Here is a 17,072-nt window from a genome sequence, read left to right as displayed (position 1 = left end):
TCTTTTGCATAAGCTCACAGAATCTGCTATTGAAACCCTTGCCATCGAGCGCCTGCAAGCACTTGGATTTGATTATATTTATGGGCCAGATGTTGCACCTGACAGCGCAAACCCAGAACGCGAGAGTTTTGCAGACGTATTATTAAATAGTCGCCTGCGCCATGCGGTTGCCCGCATCAACCCTACCCTGCCCGCTGCCGCACTCGATGAAGCCATAAAAACCATACAGCGTATTAGTTCGCCTGAGCTACTTGCCAATAATGAGGCATTTCACCGTTTGCTGACCGGGGGCGTGAAAATCAGTTATCAAAAAGATGGCAACACACGTGGGGATCTGGTTTGGCTGGTGGATTTTGCCAACCCCGACAATAACGAATTTGTGGTGGCAAATCAGTTCAGCATTATTGAAAACAACCAGAACAAACGCCCTGACATTATTCTATTTGTGAATGGCTTGCCATTGGTGGTGATGGAGCTTAAAAATGCCGCAGATGAAAACGCCACACTGACTTCAGCCTACCGACAATTGGAAACTTACAAACAGGCGATTCCCGGCTTGTTTGCCTACAACGGCTTTGTCGTGGTTTCGGATGGGTTGGAAGCGAAAGCAGGCAGTATTTCAGCAGGGTTAAGCCGCTTTATGGCCTGGAAAAGCGCCGATGGTAAAGCGGAAGCTTCGCACCTTGTCAGTCAGCTTGAAACGCTGATTGACGGTATGCTGAATAAAGCGACTTTTCTGGATTTAATCCGCCACTTTATCGTGTTTGAAAAGTCCTCAAAAGAAGATACCAAAACAGGCCAGATCAGTATCAGCACAGTTAAAAAGCTGGCAGCGTATCACCAGTATTACGCAGTGAATGCGGCGGTGATTTCCACTTTAAGAGCATCAGCAGAAGCTAATAGTGTTGCACAAGACCCTGCCAGCTATGGTTTGCCTAGTGTCAGCACACAGCCCAAAGGCGACCGCAAGGCTGGCGTAGTGTGGCATACCCAAGGCAGTGGTAAATCACTCAGTATGGTGTTTTACACCGGCAAGATTGTGCTGGCGCTGAACAACCCGACCATTGTGGTGATTACCGACCGTAATGATCTGGATGACCAGTTGTTTGATACGTTTGCGGCATCCAGCCAGTTATTGCGCCAGGAGCCTAAGCAGGTGGAAGACAGGCAGCAACTTAAAGAGCTGCTCAAAGTCGCTTCGGGCGGCGTGATATTTACCACCATCCAGAAATTCCAGCCTGAGGAAGGCAATGTGTATGAAACCTTATCGGAACGCCGCAATATTGTGGTGATTGCCGATGAGGCGCACCGCACACAATATGGCTTTAAGGCCAAAACGGTAGAAGATAAGAATGCAGCCGGTGAAGTCATCGGCCAAAAGATAGTGTATGGCTTTGCCAAATATATGCGCGATGCTTTGCCGAATGCCACTTACTTGGGCTTTACCGGCACGCCGATTGAAAGCACCGATGTGAATACGCCGGCGGTATTTGGCAATTATGTGGATATTTACGATATTGCCCAGGCAGTGGAAGATGGGGCGACAGTCCGAATCTATTACGAAAGTCGTTTGGCCAAGGTGCAGCTCTCGGATGAAGGCCGCCAACTGGTGGCAGAGCTGGATGAAAAACTGGCGCAGGACGACCTCAACGAAACACAACAGGCCAAGGCACGCTGGACCCAGATTGAGGCATTGATCGGAAGCGAAAAGCGCATCAGGAATATTGCGCAGGATATCGTCACGCATTTCGAACAGCGGCAAGAGGTATTTGCCGGCAAAGGCATGATTGTGAGCATGTCACGCCGCATTGCGACGGCATTATATGCCGAAATTATCAAACTCAAACCTGAATGGCATTCAGACGACTTGAACCAAGGCGCCATCAAGGTGGTAATGACGGCATCCTCCAGCGATGGGCCTGCGCTTGCCAAGCACCACACCACCAAACAACAGCGACGTGCACTGGCAGAACGCATGAAAGACCCGGAAGACCCGCTCAGATTGGTCATTGTGCGTGACATGTGGCTGACAGGCTTTGATGCGCCCAGCATGCATACGTTGTATATCGACAAGCCCATGAAGGGCCACAACCTGATGCAGGCCATTGCGCGCGTGAACCGCGTGTATAAAGACAAGCCTGGTGGTTTGGTGGTGGATTACCTGGGTATCGCGGCAGACTTGAAACAGGCATTGTCGTTTTATTCAGATGCCGGCGGCAAGGGTGACCCGGCCATTGCGCAGGAACAGGCATTGCAATTGATGCAGGAAAAGCTGGAAGTCGTCGCCAACCTGTATCACGGCTTTTATTACCAGAATTATTTCCATGCCGATACTTCGCAGAAGCTATCGCTGATATTGGCTGCCGAGGAACATATTCTCGGATTGGAAGATGGAAAAAAGCGTTATATCAACGAAGTCACCTTGCTCTCCCAAGCATTTGCCATTGCCATCCCGCATGAGCAGGCCATGGATGTGAAGGATGAAGTGGCTTTTTTCCAGGCAGTGAAAGCACGCCTTGCAAAGTTTGACAGTGCAGATAGCAGCCAATCAGACCAGGCCCTTGAAACCACGATACGCCAGGTGATTGACCAAGCATTGGTCAGCGAACAGGTGATTGATGTGTTTGATGCTGCAGGAATCAAAAAACCTGATATTTCGATATTGAGCGATGAGTTCCTGATGGAGCTCAAGAACCACCAGCACAAGAACATTGCACTTGAAGTGCTGAAAAAGCTATTGACCGAAGAGATCAGAATCCGCGAGAAAACCAATCTGGTGCAAAGCCGCAGCTTGATGGAAATGCTGCAGAATTCAATCAAACGCTACCAGAACAAAATCATCACGGCAGCGGAGCTGATTGAAGAGCTGATTAAAGTCAGCAAGGAAATTGTGCATGGCGACAATGAACCTGAGCGCTTGAAGCTCAACCCGCTGGAATTTGCCTTTTACTCCGCGGTTGCCAACAACAACAGCGCACGCGAGCTGATGCAGCAGGAAAAACTGCGCGAGCTGGCCATTGTGCTCTTGCAGCGTGTTCGCGAGAATGCCTCGATCGACTGGACCATCAAGGAAAGTGTGAAGGCAAAACTGAAAGTGATTGTCAAACGCACTTTGCGCCAGTTTGGCTATCCGCCCGATATGGAGTTGCTAGCGACAGAAACCGTATTACGCCAGGCTGAACTGATTGCTGCGGAATTACAGCGCTGAGAACCCGTCAGTCTGTGGAAAGACTTGCACTTCCTCTTCTGTCATGCCGGATCAAGCCCGGCACGACAGCGTGTAAAAAAAATAACTGGCTCAAAACCGGAATGGCAAGTAGCTGCTTTGAGGGCGCTTTGACACCCAGCTGGAATTTATGCACCATGAATTAACCCTCAACCTGGAAAGCCGCACTCATGTTCGAATCCGCCGAGCTAGGCCATAGCATTGCCGATGAAGTCTATAAAAAGGAAACTCCCGCCCTGCGCGAAGCATTGCTCGACGTACAGTTTGATTTGGCCGAAGCCAAGAACTTTCCGGTAGTGATCCTGATCGGCGGTGTGGACGGTGCGGGCAAGGGCGAAACGGCCAACCTGCTTAATGAATGGATGGACCCGCGCCTGATCCATACTTGTGCTTTCGGACCCGCAACGGAAGACGAGGCAGAGCGTCCCCCGATGTGGCGTTTTTGGCGCGAGTTGCCGCCCAAGGGAAAGATCGGGATTTTCTTCGGCTCATGGTATACCTCAGCGATCCTGGAAAACCTGGACGGCAAACTGCGCAAGAAGCTCGACAGTCATCTCAACGATATCGTGCATTTCGAGCGCATGCTTACGGATGAAGGCGCGCTCGTCATCAAGCTCTGGTTCCATTTGTCAAAGAAGCAGCAAAAAAACCGGATTGCCGAGCTGGAAGCCAACCCGAAGACACGCTGGCGCGTCACCGAGCAGGATAAGCAGCATCTCAAGCATTACGACGCCTTCCGCACCCTCACCGGACACATCTTGCGCGAAACCAGCACGGCCAACGCTCCGTGGATGGTAGTTGAGGGCTTTGACGCCAACTACCGCAGCCTGACTACTGGCAAGTACTTGCTGGAAACCATACGCAAACGCCTGGATAGCAAGACCCCTCCCCCACGCAAGGCGGCAGCGCCCGCCTTGGCGCTGGCGGCAGTCGATGGCCTCAATGTGCTGAATACGCTGGACCTGAGCAAATCCCTGGACAAGGATGATTACGAGGACCAGCTGGAAGAGTATCAAGGCAAACTCAACCTGCTCACCCGGCATGAGAAATTCAAGCAGATTTCAGTGATTGCGGCGTTTGAAGGCGTGGATGCGGCTGGCAAGGGCGGCGCGATCCGTCGTGTCACCCAGGCACTGGATGCGCGTATCTACAGCATTATCCCAATCGCTGCCCCCACCGATGAGGAAGGCGCGCAACCCTACCTCTGGCGTTTCTGGCGCCAACTGCCAAGGCGCGGGCGCGTCACGATCTTTGACCGCACCTGGTATGGCCGCGTGCTCGTGGAACGGGTGGAAGGCTTTTGCAGCACGCAAGACTGGATGCGCGCTTATGCCGAAATCAACGACTTTGAAGAACAACTGATCAACCACGACATCGTGCTCGCAAAGTTCTGGCTGCATATCGACAAGGACGAACAGCTATCCCGCTTCAAGTCACGTGAAGAAACCACCTTCAAGCGCTACAAGATCACCGATGAAGACTGGCGCAACCGCGAGAAATGGGATGAATACCAACAAGCCGTCTGCGACATGATAGACCGCACCAGCACCGAGCAGGCCCCGTGGACGCTGGTGGAATCCAACGACAAGAAATACGCACGCATCAAGATACTCAAGACAATTTACGAACAGCTGGATCGCAAGCTTGATTCGCTTAAGTAACAAGGGGAACGTAGCGAAGCCAAGTATGGGTTTGGCCTCCCTTCCCATTTGACCGCGCCAAACAGCTCAGACAGACGGGGATCCTAAAGTCAAAAGCGACTTGGCTTCGCTGCGCTAACCCTTGATATTGAGAAGCTCAAGCAATATTCTCCGCCCGCTCGATCTGGATATGACTTACCGCATCCGGATCACCGATCCAGAAATAATAGAACTCCCGTGCAACGGAAAGAAACAACCTCTGGGTAGGTTTCATGCTGAAAATCCCCACAGTGGCATCCACAGCCTGGCGGTATACCTTGTGGTCGCGCTCGGGGACGTCCCTGAGTTTGAGCAGCAATAGCTTGACGAGGCGCACGCGCGTATCCACCAGTGCCTGTTCGGCGCCTTCCTGGCGCAAGGCGTGGCTATAGGCCTTGAGCGGCCAGGTGTCGGCCACGCCGAACTTCTCATTATCCAGCCGTTGCCAAAGCGTCTTGAGGTCTTGCTCCACCGGTTGCCACTTGGCGGGATTCAGTTCGAACTCATGTCCGGCATTCAACGCAGCAATCGCCTTGATGTCATAGTTCCAGAAGTGGTAATACTCGCGCACCACAGACAGAAAAAACGGCCACTGTTCGCGCTCCACCTCGGTCAACAGTTGCTCGACGGCTTCGCGGTAGATCAAGCCATCCGCAGGCTGGCCGGTAATGGCGGGGACAAGCTCAAGCAGCCAGTGCTCTCGTTGTTTAAGCCCTTCATCGTTAACGCCTTTGTTCTTGAGCAGCTTGAGATAGGCGTTGAGGGCTTCACGTTCACGGGTATCATTCATTGGCTTGGCACAACTCGATGGAATCAGTCAAAGAAACAATATCCAGGGGGGACGGTTTAACATGCATCAACATATTATCGGCATTGGCTGAATTAACTTTACCCCTTGATATAAGAAATTCATGACCGCATATTTAAACCTCATAATGACAGCCGAGTTTATCCTCATTTAATATGGCGGCTGCAAACGGAGCATCAACAGGCCCTCATGGCCTTTTAACCAACATCCCCAGATTGGATTTGGCATGAATCAGGAACAGGCCCTGGCCTATATGCACACGCTGCTGCGCTCCATACTGGAGAAAAAAGCGTCCGACCTGTTTATCTCTGCGGACTTTCCGCCCGCCATGAAGATAGATGGCAAGATGACGCCGGTCACCCAGCAGAAATTGACCGGCGAGCATACCAAGGCCTTCGCCTATGCACTTATGAGTGAGAAGCAGCGGTTGGAGTTCGAGCAGAGCAAGGAATGCAATTTCGCGATATGGCCCAAGGAGATAGGCCGCTTCCGTGTCAACGTGTTCATCCAGCAGGAAAAGGTCGGCATGGTGCTGCGCACCATTACCACGCAAATTCCACGCTTTGACGACCTAGGCCTGCCGCCTGTGCTCAAGGAGGTCATCTCGGCCAAGCGCGGCCTGGTGATTCTGGTCGGCGGCACCGGCTCGGGCAAGTCCACGACCCTGGCTGCCCTGATCGACTATCGCAACGAAAACAGCCATGGCCATATCATCACCGTGGAAGACCCGGTGGAGTATGTGCATGCAAGCAAAAACTGCCTGATCACGCACCGCGAGGTCGGGCGCGACACCAACGACTGGTTCAGCGCGCTCAAGAACACCTTGCGTCAGGCACCCGACGTGATCCTCATCGGCGAAATCCGTGACCGCGAGACCATGGAATTCGCCCTGGCGTTCGCCGAGACCGGCCACTTGTGCATGGCAACGCTACACGCCAACAGCGCCAACCAGGCCATAGACCGCATCATCAATTTCTTTCCCGAGGAGCGCCATGCGCAACTGCACATGGACCTTTCGCTCAACCTGCGCGGCTTCATTTCCCAGCGCCTGGTGCCGAAAAAAGGCGGCGGACGCTGCGCCGCGATCGAAATCCTGCTCAACTCGCCGCTGGTGGCCGACCTCATCCTCAAGGGTGAAACCGGCATGGTGAAGGATGCCATGGCCAAATCCGTCGAGCTCGGCATGCAGACCTTCGACCAGGCCTTGTTCACGTTGTGCGAGGAAGGCCGCATCACAGAAGAGGACGCCTTGCGCAATGCCGATTCCTTTAACGAACTGCGCCTGCGCTTCAAGCTGCATGGCAAGAATGCCGCCGCGCAGGACAACAACGCACGCGTTGACACACTCTCCCTGCACGAGGATGAGCCCGAAGAACAACCTGACCGGCTGAAACCATAATGGAACTGTATTTACTCATTATCGCCGTGATCGCCGCCTGGTACTGGATAGACAGCATCGCCAGCCGCGAACAGGCCATTGCCTGCGGACGCGAATTGGCGGAACGCTGGAACCTGCAACTGCTGGATGAAACCGTTTCCTGCAGCAAGGTCTGGTTTGGCCGCAACAGCCGCGGCCGCATGCAGTTGCAGCGCACCTACCAGTTCGAGGTTAGCGCCCGCGGCAGCGACCGTCTTTCCTGCGAGCTTGTCATGCTTGGCCGTCATTTGCAGAGCTGGCACATTCCGCCCTATTTGCAGCCGGTGCCCTCCAATCCTCTCCACTAGGCAGTATGACTGAAGCGTTTACGACCGGCACCCCCAAGGGCCGCTTCGCCCCTTCGCCCACCGGGCCGCTGCATTTCGGCTCGCTCATCGCCGCTGTGGCAAGCTATCTCGACGCCCGTGCCAGGCAAGGCGAATGGTTGGTACGCATCGAGGACCTGGACCTGCCCAGGCAAATGCCAGGCGCTGCCAGCCTGATCCTGCGCACGCTGGAACAATACGGATTTGAATGGGATGGCGAAGTGCTGTACCAGAGCCAGCGCGATGCCTATTACCAGGATGCGCTGCAGACCCTGTCAACGCACGGCCTGCTCTATCCATGCGGATGCTCGCGCAAGGAAATTGCCGACTCTGCCACGCACGGCATAGATGGCCTGGTATACCCCGGCACTTGCCGCCATGGCCTATCGCCCGGCAAAAACGCCCGCGCCTGGCGCATCAGGGTAGATGACCAGCCCATCAGTTTCCATGATGCGGTACAAGGTGAAATCGGCCAGGTGCTATCGCGCGACATCGGCGACTTCATACTAAAGCGTGCCGATGGCTTGTTTGCCTACCAGCTCGCGGTGGTAGTGGATGACGAGATGCAAGGCATCACGCATATCGTGCGCGGCGCCGACCTGCTGGATTCCACGCCGCGGCAGATTTTCCTGCAACACGCGCTGGGTTACGCTACCCCGGAATACCTGCATGTGCCGGTCGCGGCTAATGCCGCAGGTGAGAAACTCAGCAAACAGACCCTGGCGCAACCGCTGGACAGCCGTGACACAACCAAGGACTTATGGGACGTGCTAGCGTTCCTGCGCCAGTCTCCGCCGATAGACTTACTTAAAGAGAACCATGCGTATTTGTGGCAATGGGCCCTGCAACACTGGCAGCCGAACAGCATCCCACGTCAGCGCGCCATTACGGTTTGATGGGCTTTCACGCCCCCGACGCCACTTCCACACGGTTACGGCCTGCCGCCTTGGCACGATAAAGCGCCTTGTCCGCAAGCCTCAGCAACTCCTCAGCACTAGTCGCATGCTCAGGGAAGAATGCCAAGCCGAACGAGGCCGAGACTTGCCCCAGCGACCGACCGAAATGCTGGAGCTGCAAGGCGAAAATCAGCTGCCGCAAATGTTCGGTCCGCTCCAGGACAATCTCGGCGGAAGTCTCGGGGAAAATCAGCAAGAACTCCTCGCCGCCGAACCGGCATACGATATCGCTGGAACGCGAACTCGAGACCAGCAACGCCCCGACCTCGCGCAACAGGCAATCCCCCGCATCGTGGCCGAAGGTATCATTGAAAGTCTTGAAATGGTCCAGGTCGAGGATCACGACGCCCAGCGAGCGTTGCTTGCGGTGTGCAATGGCCAGCTCGCGCTGCAGGGATTCCTCCATATAGCGGCGGTTGAACAAGCCGGTCAACGGGTCGCGCACAGAAAGGTTGCGCAGGGTTTCGCGTAACTTCATGCTCGCCATTGCCAGCGCCACCTGGCTAGCCAGGGCGGAAGCAAGCTTGCGCTGGACCTCATCCAGAGCATGGCCCTGGGGATTCTCCAGGTGCAGGATACCCAGCACATTGCCCTGGGCAACAATGGGGATGCACAAGCTGTAAGCCCCAGCTGCATCATGCTGATGACGGCATGCCAATGAATCGTGCGTGCCGCCGGTCATATGGGGTTCTCCCCGGCGCAAAGCCCAGCAATCATCAGGTTGGAATATGGGGTCGCTCTTCAATTCATTGCCCCAGCTTATTTTTTCTTCGATCTGGTTACCAGATTCGCAGAACAGGTAAATTGCCCCTGCATCCGCATTCAAGAGCTGCATGGCAAACTGCCGGATAACCTCCAGCGACTCGTCCACCTGGGAACAGGCTTGCAACAGGTTGCTCATCTCGCCCATCAGGGAAAGGTTGTGCACAGTCTCCTGGTTTTGCATCTGGCTTGCCAGCAAACCAGCCTCAACCTTGCGCCGCTGCCGGATTTCGCGATACATATTGTTCAGGACAAACCCCAGCAATAACAAGAAACTGACCCCCATGAGCGCCAGCATGAGGCTAAGTTGCGATTGCTTGCCGGCACTGTTTGCAAGGCGGCTTTTCAACACGGCATTTTCATGGGCATGTATTTCGCCAAGCACAAAACGCGAGCGCTCAAGCAAGGGAAGCGCCTTGTTGCTGTAAGCCGGGTAGGCAATATTGTTTTCCTCGAGCTCGGCAATGTTGTTCGCCGTTTCCTCCAGCAAGAGCGCAACCGTCTTGTCCAACTGCTCAAGACGGGCCTGTTGGTAGGCATTGTCGCGGGTCATGCCTTGCAGCACCGCAATCTGCTGCGGAATGCCCGAACGCGCTTGGTGGAATTGCTGCAGGTGCTCGGTATTCCTGCGGATAAAGTAGCCTTTGCGCCCGATTTCCAACGTATCCAGTTCGGCACGCAACCCATGCAAGTGCTCCAGTACTCCATAAGTATGCTCAAGCCAGGCACGGGAATTCACCAACTCGTGGGTGACCTTGCTCGAAAGCCAGAAAAATAACGGCACGATGGCCACGATTAATAAAAAGGCAAGCTGACGGAGATTGAAGGACTGAAAGATTCTTGGCACCAGGTTTCCATGACTTTTTTATTAGTGATGAAATTATATAGAAAAATCATCATTTTAAAAAAACGCCCTCACGGCACACATAAGCAAAACGGCTTCATCGCACAGGTGCAGTGGTATCATTCACCTATTGGCAATATGCATCACACCTTGAGATTCCATGCAAATCAGCGACCAACTGCACCGTTTTATTTTTGAAAGCACGCCCGTACGCGGCAACATCGTTCACCTTGACGAAAGTTTTACCCAGGCCTTGCAACACCACGGCTTTCCCCCCATCTTGCGCAAAGCCTTGGGCGAGCTCATGGCGGCCAGCGCACTGCTTGCCGCAACTCTCAAGCTGCAAGGTGGCACACTGGTTCTGCAAGTGCAGGGCAAGGGGCCGCTCAAGCTGCTGGTGGTGGAATGCACGGCCGACCTCAAACTGCGTGCAACAGCAAAATGGTCTGGAGATTTTAACGACATTAGCTTCGGTGACATGGTCAGCGAAGGCCATTTCGTCATTACGCTGGACCCGCGCGATGGCGGCCAGCCTTATCAAGGCATTGTGCTGGTCGAAGGCGACAGCATTGCAGAAATATTACAGAACTACATGCAGCGCTCGGAGCAGATCGATACCCACATGTGGCTTGCCTGTGACGGCAAGAGCGCTGCCGGCATGCTGCTGCAAAAGCTGCCGGATCAGCCCGATGCTGCCGACCCTGATGCATGGAACCGGATCACGACATTGGCCGACACGGTACAGGATGAAGAGCTGCTCACCCTGGCCGCTGTTTCATTGATCAAACGCCTGTTCAACGAAGAAGATGTGCGGCTGTACAAAGAGCAGCTTCTGCAATTCCATTGCAGTTGCTCGCGTGAAAGCGTGGGCAACATGCTGCGCATGCTGGGTGAAGAGGAAGTCGCCGATATCCTGGCCGAACAGCACACCATTGATATTAATTGCGATTTCTGCAATGCGGAATATCACTTTGACCAGATAGATGCCGAGCAGCTATTCGCTAGCGAAATCGTGCTGCCCGGCAACGATGTGCGCCACTAGATAGGCCACAGGCGGCCAGACTCAAACCCGGCTTGCTTTCTGCCGGCTGCGTTCAAACAGGCATACCGCCGTTGCCGCAGCCGCATTGAGCGACTCTACCTGGCCTGCCATCGGAATACTTACCTGGCGGCGGGCGGCGGCAATCACAGCCTCAGTCAATCCCGCTCCTTCATTGCCCACCACAAATGCTGTCGGCTGCGCCAAATCCAGTTCGTATAGCGACTCGCCAGCCAACGTAGTCGCAAGGGTTTGACCTTCAAAATCCTGCAACACCGGCACCAAGTCGGCACGCTCTACAACCGGCACAACAAACTGGGCACCCTGCCCGCCGCGTAATGCCTTGGGTGACCACGCATCGGTACAGCCCGGCGACAGATATACGCCCTCAACGCCTGCCGCAGCAGCCGAACGCAATATGCTGCCGAGATTGCCCGGATCCTGGATATCCTCCAGCAGCAAGAGAAAATCCGGCTTTTCAGGCACGGGCAATTGTGGAATATCTACCAAGGCAAGGATGCCAGTAGGCGTCGCGACTGGGGATAACTCCGCAAACATCAGTGTCGTGAACATCACCGTGGGCACATCCGACAACTCCTGCAACAGCGCCGCCACCTCATAAGTGGATTCTCCCTCGGCGGTAATCAGCAGTTTGGGCAGACCAAACTGCTCGATATACGCCTGCAGCAAATGAACGCCGTCCAGCAGGGTCTCATTGCTTTTCCGGCGTTCGCGGGCATTGTCGGCCAGCCGTTTCAATTGTTTGAACAGGCTGTTATCGCGGGAGGTGATATGTTTAAATGTCATGAGAAATCGCACACAGCTTGAGATGCGGGCCATTTTACCCGATTAAGCAGCAAGCGCCCGCCCCAAAACAGAGGAGAAACCCATGAACGACAAGCAACTGGTCGCCATCCAGGCCGCGCGCCAGGTTCAAGACGGCATGATCGTAGGCCTGGGCACAGGCTCTACCGCCAACTACTTTATCGAGGAACTCGCCCGCCGCCATCGCGAGCAAGGCCTACGCATCACGACAGCCTCCAGCTCGGTGGCCAGCGCACTGCAGGCACAGGAACAAGGACTGCCGCTAGTGGCGCTAGAGCATCTGCGCAAGCTCGACCTCTATGTCGACGGCGCTGATGAAATCACGCCATCGCTGGCTCTGCTCAAAGGCAGGGGTTACGACCTCGTCCGCGAAAAGCTGCTTGCGCGTGCCAGCGACCGCTTTATCGTCCTCGCCGACAAAAGCAAGCTGGTCAGCCACCTGGGCGAGAAATTCCCCATCCCGGTGGAAGTCATGCCATTTGCCTGGCAACTGGTCAAAACCTCGCTGGAAAGCCTGGGCATCACAGTCAGCCTGCGCCAGAATGCCGCCAAGGACGGCTGGGCCATCACCTCATACGGCAGCCTGGTACTCGAACTCCAGCTGCCGAAAGCGCTCAATAGCGGCGAACTCAACCAGTTGCTCAACAATATCCCCGGCATCGTCGAGCACGGTGTATTTGATGAGCTTGCCGATGCAGTGTTTATAGCAGACAACGGACAAGTGGAAGAAATCTGGAAGAACCCATGAGAACCGAATTTATTCTTGAAGCCATCGAGGCAGTGAACAATGCCCTGCTGAACAGCGAAGCCGAGCTGGAATCATTAGACCGGGAAATTGGCGACGGCGACCACTTCATCAACCTCAAGCGCGGCTGTGCAGCCCTGCTCGCCATGCATGACGAACTGGCCCCGCTACCTCCCGCAGATGCATTGCAACGTATCGGCATGAAGCTGCTTTCCACCATCGGCGGCGCATCCGGCCCGCTATTTGCCACATTTTTCACTACCCTGGCCAAGGTTGAAAAGGCAGGCAATATCAGCAGCCTGACCGAAATCGCTGCCGCCTTCAGTGCCAGCGTGGAGGCAATCAAGCAGCGCGGCAAAGCCGGCGCCGGTGAGAAAACCATGCTCGACACCCTGATCCCTGTCGCAGAAACCTTTGGCCGATTGACTGCGGCCAACGCTGCCCCAGTCGAGATATTCGACGCCATCCAGCAAGCAGCGGAAGCAGGCATGCTGTCCACCCGCGACATGATCGCCACCAAGGGCCGCGCCGCCTTCCTCGGCGAGCGCGCTATCGGCCATATCGATCCTGGCGCGCGCAGCAGCCAGATCATCATCCACACCATCGCCGACCTCGCAAAACAACAAATTGGCTGAAGCCAAGGTTTAAATGCCTAAATGTAACGGAGGAGAACATGAAAAAATTCATCAACAACGTCGACGACATCCTAATAGAGAGCCTGAGCGGCTTCGCCGCGGCGCATGCCGACATCGTCAGCCTTAACCTGGAACCGCACTTCCTCACGCGCAAGCAGAAAGCGGAGAACAAGGTCGCTATCATCTCCGGCGGCGGTTCGGGACATGAGCCGCTGCACAGCGGATATATCGGCTACGGCATGCTGGATGCCGCCTGCCCCGGCCATGTGTTTACCTCCCCTTCCCCAGACCAAATGCTGGCGGCAGCCGAAGCCGTCCATGCCGGCAAGGGCGTGCTATTCATCGTCAAGAACTATGCCGGGGATGTGATGAACTTCGAGATGGCAGCCGAAATGCTGCCATTCGAGAATGCCACCGTACTTACCAGCGATGATGTCGCCGTGGAGAATTCCACCTATACCACCGGCCGCCGCGGCGTGGCAGGCACGGTGATTGTCGAAAAGGTCGTGGGCAGCCTGGCCGAGACCGGGGCAGACCTTGCCGCCTGCAAGGCGCTCGGCGACAAGGTCAACAGCCGCACCGCCTCCATGGGCGTCGCTCTCACCAGCTGTACCGTGCCCGCAGCGGGCCGGCCTACCTTCGATATTGGCGACACTGAACTGGAAATGGGCGTCGGCATCCATGGCGAGCCTGGACGCAGGCGCGAAGCGATGAGAAACGCCGATGCCATCGTCGCAGACTTGGTCGCCGCCATCCTGGAAGACCTCAAACCGACGCCGGGCAGCGAAAGCGAAGTGCTACTGCTGGTCAACGGCTTCGCCGCGACCCCGCTCATGGAACTGTACCTGCTCTACAACAGCGCATCCAAGCTGCTGCAAGCGCATGGCCTGGTCATCAGCCGCTCACTGGTGGGCAACTACACCACCGCCCTCGACATGGCAGGCGCCTCCATCACCGTCACCTTGCTTGATGATGAAATCAGGCAGCACTGGGATAGCCCGGTGCATACTGCCGCCTTGCGCTGGCAGTGCTGAAAGATCATTGCCTGAAAATAAAAATGCCGCTGAATGCGGCATTTGTGTTTTGGGTTAGCCATTGTTCATCTAATAAACCATGGCTAGAAAGTGATCATCACAGAAGCAGAGCTCCGAATTGCCTCACCATGATAAACAGCTTCGATATTGTTACCGTCTGGATCTAAAACGAAAGCAGCGTAGTAGCCGGGATGATAAGCACGCTCTCCGGGAGCACCGTTGTCCTTGCCGCCATGCGCGAGCGCGGCCTTGTAAAAGTTATCGACCATAGTTCGATCTTGCGCTTGAAATGCTAGGTGATGGCGACCAGTTAAGGCTCCTAGCGCTGCTGGGCTATCAACGGAAGTCACAAACAATTCATCGGCCCAGAAATAACCGTCACCCGCACCTCCCATCGGTACATTAAGAGAGGCAAAAATAGCAGCATAAAAGGTTTGGCTGGCAGAAAGGTCTTGCACTACTAATTGAATGTGATCAATCAGGCGTCCTCGATGCAGTTCTTGCGTTTCCATAAAATACTCCTAGTAAGAACTTCAGTCTCTCACGCAATGCACATGCATCGCCTGAATTAAACCGCACCGCGAATCGGCGTCGGCTTGAATGAATTGTTAGGCTGATCTAGCCGCATTAATCACCGTTGGTGTTCGTTCGAACTATCAGTTTCCAGCGAATCGCGCCTTGGGCTCTGTCATGCTGGTGGTGGTTCTGGGGAGGAAATGGATCGCCACTATTAGAAGTGATCTCTTTCCTGCAGCCTTGGCATTTGTAGATTCCAGATACCGGAACCTCATCGCCCGGATCATAGATGGTTTTCCACCAAATATTGTTTCCGTTGCTCTGCACTAATGAATTTCCATCGAAATACCAGGCCATCTGTACCTCCTAATCTGGTTGCAATCAACTGCTATCCAGCCATATTAAAGCAGCTTTGTCCCCTTAGGCACTAGCTTATCCGGCACGCACAAAGCCACTGCCCCATTCTCATCATGGAACCCGGTAACCAAGCATTGCGATTGAATCGGGCCGATCTGTTTAGCCGGAAAATTCACGACTGCCACCACTTGCTTGCCGATCAACTCATCAGGCTGGTAATGCACGATAATCTGGGCGCTGGATTTCAGCACGCCGATCTCCGGGCCGAAATCGACATGCAATATGTAGGCAGGCTTGCGGGCTGCGGCGAATATTTCCGCGGAAACCACTTCGCCCACGCGCAACTCCACCTTGAGAAAATCCTCGAAGCTGATTTCGTTCATGGGCTCAGGCCTTCTTCACGAACTCCGATTTCAGCTTCATCGCTCCGATGCCGTCGATCTTGCAGTCGATGTTGTGGTCACTGTCCACCAGGCGGATGTTCTTGACCTTGGTGCCCACCTTGACCACCAACGAAGATCCCTTGACCTTGAGGTCCTTGATCACGGTAATCGTGTCGCCGTCCTGCAGCAGGTTGCCGTTGGCGTCCTTGACGATGAAATCGCTGCCTGCGGCTTCATTACTGTCCGTTGTCCACTCATGCGCACATTCCGGGCAGATCAATAGGCCGCCATCTTGGTAGCTATAGCTAGAACTGCATTGGGGACAATTAGGTAATTCGCTCATTTTTACTCATTTCAAGATTAAACAAAGAAGTTGCATGGCAAGCCCAGACACATCATCGGCTGCCGATTAACCAACATTACAACATGGTTATTATACACTCCCCATCCTGGCATCCCTGATCGGCCTGGCCTATACGCGATCTCCCCCAGCATGAGACCGAAACCAATCAAGGCAATGTCCCTGGCGACACGCCTTACTCATCGCTACCGCGATATGTCAGCCGGCAATAGTAAGGCGAATTTTTCTCATGCTTGAGGAATGCACAGCCGCGCTTGATCTCGTCAATGACCAAGTCGCAGCTATTCGCCGCATTGCAAGGCGGATGCGTCGCGGGGCTGACGTTCTTGCACCAATTCACCAGCATCTCTGCATGCCGTTTGCCTACCTCAGTAGAACAGCTTTTCTCCCCGGCACTGGCTAGAGATGCTTGTAAAACAGAAATGAACATTAACAAGATGATGTAGGGCTTCATAGAATTTTTGCCTCGCAAACTATAAGTGGAATATCTTCAAGATTTCGCATCATTGCAACATCGGCCAACACATATTTTAAATTAACAGCAGTGCACTGGCCGGCTAAACAACACTTCCAAACTTACCGTGATTCCAGAGCAACCGGTTCGCGGGTGTTATACTTCGTCCATTATTTTCAACATCACGCCAGCCTATGCCCAACCGCATTGCAAGATTATGTTTATGTGCATTATCCCTCAGCCCCTTGCCGGCACTTGCCATAGACCAGATCAAACCAGGCCAGTGGGAAACCTCCGTGACGATGCAAGGCCTCCCGGCAATTGCGCCTGAGCAACTGGAACAGTTGAGGCAGTTTGGCATCGAGCTGCCTGTCGGCGGCAATGCGATCGTGACACAGCAATGCATTACCCCTGAACAGGCCAAGCTGAAACAGCCACTGCTGCCACAGACGGAAGATGGCTGTAGCGTGCGAAACTACCAGCACAACGGCAACAAAGTCACCGGGGATGTGAGTTGCAATGGCGCAATCAAGGGCAGTGGCCGCTTCGACATGACCTTGCTTAGCGATAGCGCTTTCCAGGGCAACATCTCCATGCAGGGAACCGCGCAGGGCTTGCCTGTGAACCAGAACTCATCCATCAGCGGCAAGTGGGTCAAGCCCGCTTGCGATACCGATCTCCCAACCTATCAGCCGTAATTCCCAA

Annotated in this window: 18 protein-coding genes; 10 read left to right on the top strand and 8 right to left on the bottom strand. The window is 54.6% G+C overall.

What is annotated here, in order from left to right; all coding sequences use genetic code 11:
- Window positions 1-4 precede the first annotated feature (4 nt).
- Together LG198_RS13705 and pap are read left to right on the top strand one after the other, a co-directional pair.
- A complete protein-coding gene (locus LG198_RS13705; RefSeq protein ID WP_230343739.1) occupies window positions 5-3,208 on the top strand; it encodes a type I restriction endonuclease subunit R in 3,204 nt (1,067 codons plus the stop codon).
- 188 nt (window positions 3,209-3,396) lie between these two features.
- Window positions 3,397-4,887 carry a polyphosphate:AMP phosphotransferase gene (gene pap / locus LG198_RS13700; RefSeq protein ID WP_230343738.1) on the top strand — a complete coding sequence of 497 codons (1,491 nt, stop codon included), beginning with the start codon at window positions 3,397-3,399 and terminating at the stop codon, window positions 4,885-4,887.
- A 136-nt stretch (window positions 4,888-5,023) separates the two neighbouring features.
- Here the strand turns inward: pap and LG198_RS13695 are convergent, their stop codons facing one another.
- Window positions 5,024-5,695, bottom strand: a complete 672-nt coding sequence (locus LG198_RS13695) for a hypothetical protein (RefSeq protein ID WP_230343737.1) — start codon at window positions 5,693-5,695, stop codon at window positions 5,024-5,026.
- A 244-nt stretch (window positions 5,696-5,939) separates the two neighbouring features.
- On the opposite strand from LG198_RS13695, the gene LG198_RS13690 reads away from it, so the two are divergent.
- Genes LG198_RS13690 through gluQRS form a run of 3 tightly spaced genes read left to right on the top strand, consistent with a single transcriptional unit; the run spans window position 5,940 to window position 8,352 of the window.
- Window positions 5,940-7,112: a PilT/PilU family type 4a pilus ATPase gene (locus LG198_RS13690; protein WP_230343736.1), complete on the top strand. Its 1,173-nt coding sequence runs from the start codon at window positions 5,940-5,942 to the stop codon at window positions 7,110-7,112.
- On the top strand, window positions 7,112-7,438 hold the full coding sequence (locus LG198_RS13685; protein ID WP_230343735.1) for a DUF3301 domain-containing protein: 327 nt from the start codon (window positions 7,112-7,114) through the stop codon (window positions 7,436-7,438). The genes LG198_RS13690 and LG198_RS13685 overlap by 1 nt, the downstream gene beginning before the upstream one ends.
- 5 nt (window positions 7,439-7,443) lie before the next feature.
- Window positions 7,444-8,352, top strand: a complete 909-nt coding sequence (gluQRS, locus tag LG198_RS13680; RefSeq protein WP_230343734.1) for a tRNA glutamyl-Q(34) synthetase GluQRS — start codon at window positions 7,444-7,446, stop codon at window positions 8,350-8,352.
- A 7-nt stretch (window positions 8,353-8,359) separates the two neighbouring features.
- On the opposite strand, the gene LG198_RS13675 is transcribed toward gluQRS, so the two are convergent.
- On the bottom strand, window positions 8,360-10,021 hold the full coding sequence (locus LG198_RS13675) for a sensor domain-containing diguanylate cyclase (RefSeq protein ID WP_230343733.1): 1,662 nt from the start codon (window positions 10,019-10,021) through the stop codon (window positions 8,360-8,362).
- Between the two features lie 157 nt (window positions 10,022-10,178).
- Between LG198_RS13675 and hslO the strand changes: the two genes are divergently transcribed.
- A complete protein-coding gene (gene hslO / locus LG198_RS13670) occupies window positions 10,179-11,060 on the top strand; it encodes an Hsp33 family molecular chaperone HslO (RefSeq protein WP_230343732.1) in 882 nt (293 codons plus the stop codon).
- Window positions 11,061-11,081: 21 nt separating this feature from the next.
- On the opposite strand, the gene LG198_RS13665 is transcribed toward hslO, so the two are convergent.
- Complete coding sequence (locus LG198_RS13665) at window positions 11,082-11,864, bottom strand: TrmH family RNA methyltransferase (RefSeq protein ID WP_230343731.1); 783 nt, start codon at window positions 11,862-11,864, stop codon at window positions 11,082-11,084.
- An 82-nt stretch (window positions 11,865-11,946) separates the two neighbouring features.
- Here LG198_RS13665 and rpiA point away from each other — a divergent pair, with 82 nt between their 5' ends.
- From rpiA to dhaK, 3 genes are read left to right on the top strand one after another with little or no spacing between them, the layout of a single operon-like run.
- Window positions 11,947-12,630, top strand: a complete 684-nt coding sequence (gene rpiA, locus LG198_RS13660) for a ribose-5-phosphate isomerase RpiA (RefSeq protein ID WP_230343730.1) — start codon at window positions 11,947-11,949, stop codon at window positions 12,628-12,630.
- Window positions 12,627-13,262: a dihydroxyacetone kinase subunit DhaL gene (dhaL, locus tag LG198_RS13655; protein WP_230343729.1), complete on the top strand. Its 636-nt coding sequence runs from the start codon at window positions 12,627-12,629 to the stop codon at window positions 13,260-13,262. The genes rpiA and dhaL overlap by 4 nt, the downstream gene beginning before the upstream one ends.
- A gap of 38 nt (window positions 13,263-13,300) precedes the next feature.
- Window positions 13,301-14,296 carry a dihydroxyacetone kinase subunit DhaK gene (gene dhaK / locus LG198_RS13650; RefSeq protein WP_230343728.1) on the top strand — a complete coding sequence of 332 codons (996 nt, stop codon included), beginning with the start codon at window positions 13,301-13,303 and terminating at the stop codon, window positions 14,294-14,296.
- Between the two features lie 83 nt (window positions 14,297-14,379).
- On the opposite strand, the gene LG198_RS13645 is transcribed toward dhaK, so the two are convergent.
- The 5 genes from LG198_RS13645 to LG198_RS13625 all read right to left on the bottom strand — a co-directional run bounded on the left by LG198_RS13645 (window position 14,380) and on the right by LG198_RS13625 (window position 16,343).
- The gene (locus LG198_RS13645; protein WP_230343727.1) at window positions 14,380-14,808 is read right to left on the bottom strand and encodes a VOC family protein; all 429 of its coding nucleotides are present in this window, start codon (window positions 14,806-14,808) and stop codon (window positions 14,380-14,382) included.
- Window positions 14,809-14,923: 115 nt separating this feature from the next.
- Entirely contained in the window at window positions 14,924-15,169 is a 246-nt protein-coding gene (locus tag LG198_RS13640) for a protein L (protein ID WP_230343726.1), read from the bottom strand.
- 44 nt (window positions 15,170-15,213) lie between these two features.
- Window positions 15,214-15,552, bottom strand: coding sequence for a tRNA-binding protein (locus LG198_RS13635; protein WP_230343725.1), 339 nt, complete (start codon window positions 15,550-15,552; stop codon window positions 15,214-15,216).
- Between the two features lie 4 nt (window positions 15,553-15,556).
- On the bottom strand, window positions 15,557-15,895 hold the full coding sequence (locus LG198_RS13630; RefSeq protein WP_230343724.1) for a zinc ribbon domain-containing protein YjdM: 339 nt from the start codon (window positions 15,893-15,895) through the stop codon (window positions 15,557-15,559).
- Window positions 15,896-16,088: 193 nt separating this feature from the next.
- Complete coding sequence (locus LG198_RS13625; RefSeq protein ID WP_230343723.1) at window positions 16,089-16,343, bottom strand: hypothetical protein; 255 nt, start codon at window positions 16,341-16,343, stop codon at window positions 16,089-16,091.
- A gap of 218 nt (window positions 16,344-16,561) precedes the next feature.
- Here LG198_RS13625 and LG198_RS13620 point away from each other — a divergent pair, with 218 nt between their 5' ends.
- Window positions 16,562-17,065, top strand: a complete 504-nt coding sequence (locus LG198_RS13620; RefSeq protein ID WP_268866871.1) for a DUF3617 domain-containing protein — start codon at window positions 16,562-16,564, stop codon at window positions 17,063-17,065.
- The last annotated feature ends 7 nt before the right edge of the window (window positions 17,066-17,072 follow it).

The organism is Methylobacillus arboreus (assembly GCF_020532725.1).
GTDB classification, from domain to species: Bacteria; Pseudomonadota; Gammaproteobacteria; order Burkholderiales; family Methylophilaceae; genus Methylobacillus; species Methylobacillus arboreus.
Note: the sequence above shows the minus strand (reverse complement) of the source record. Positions and strands in the feature narration are given on the sequence as shown.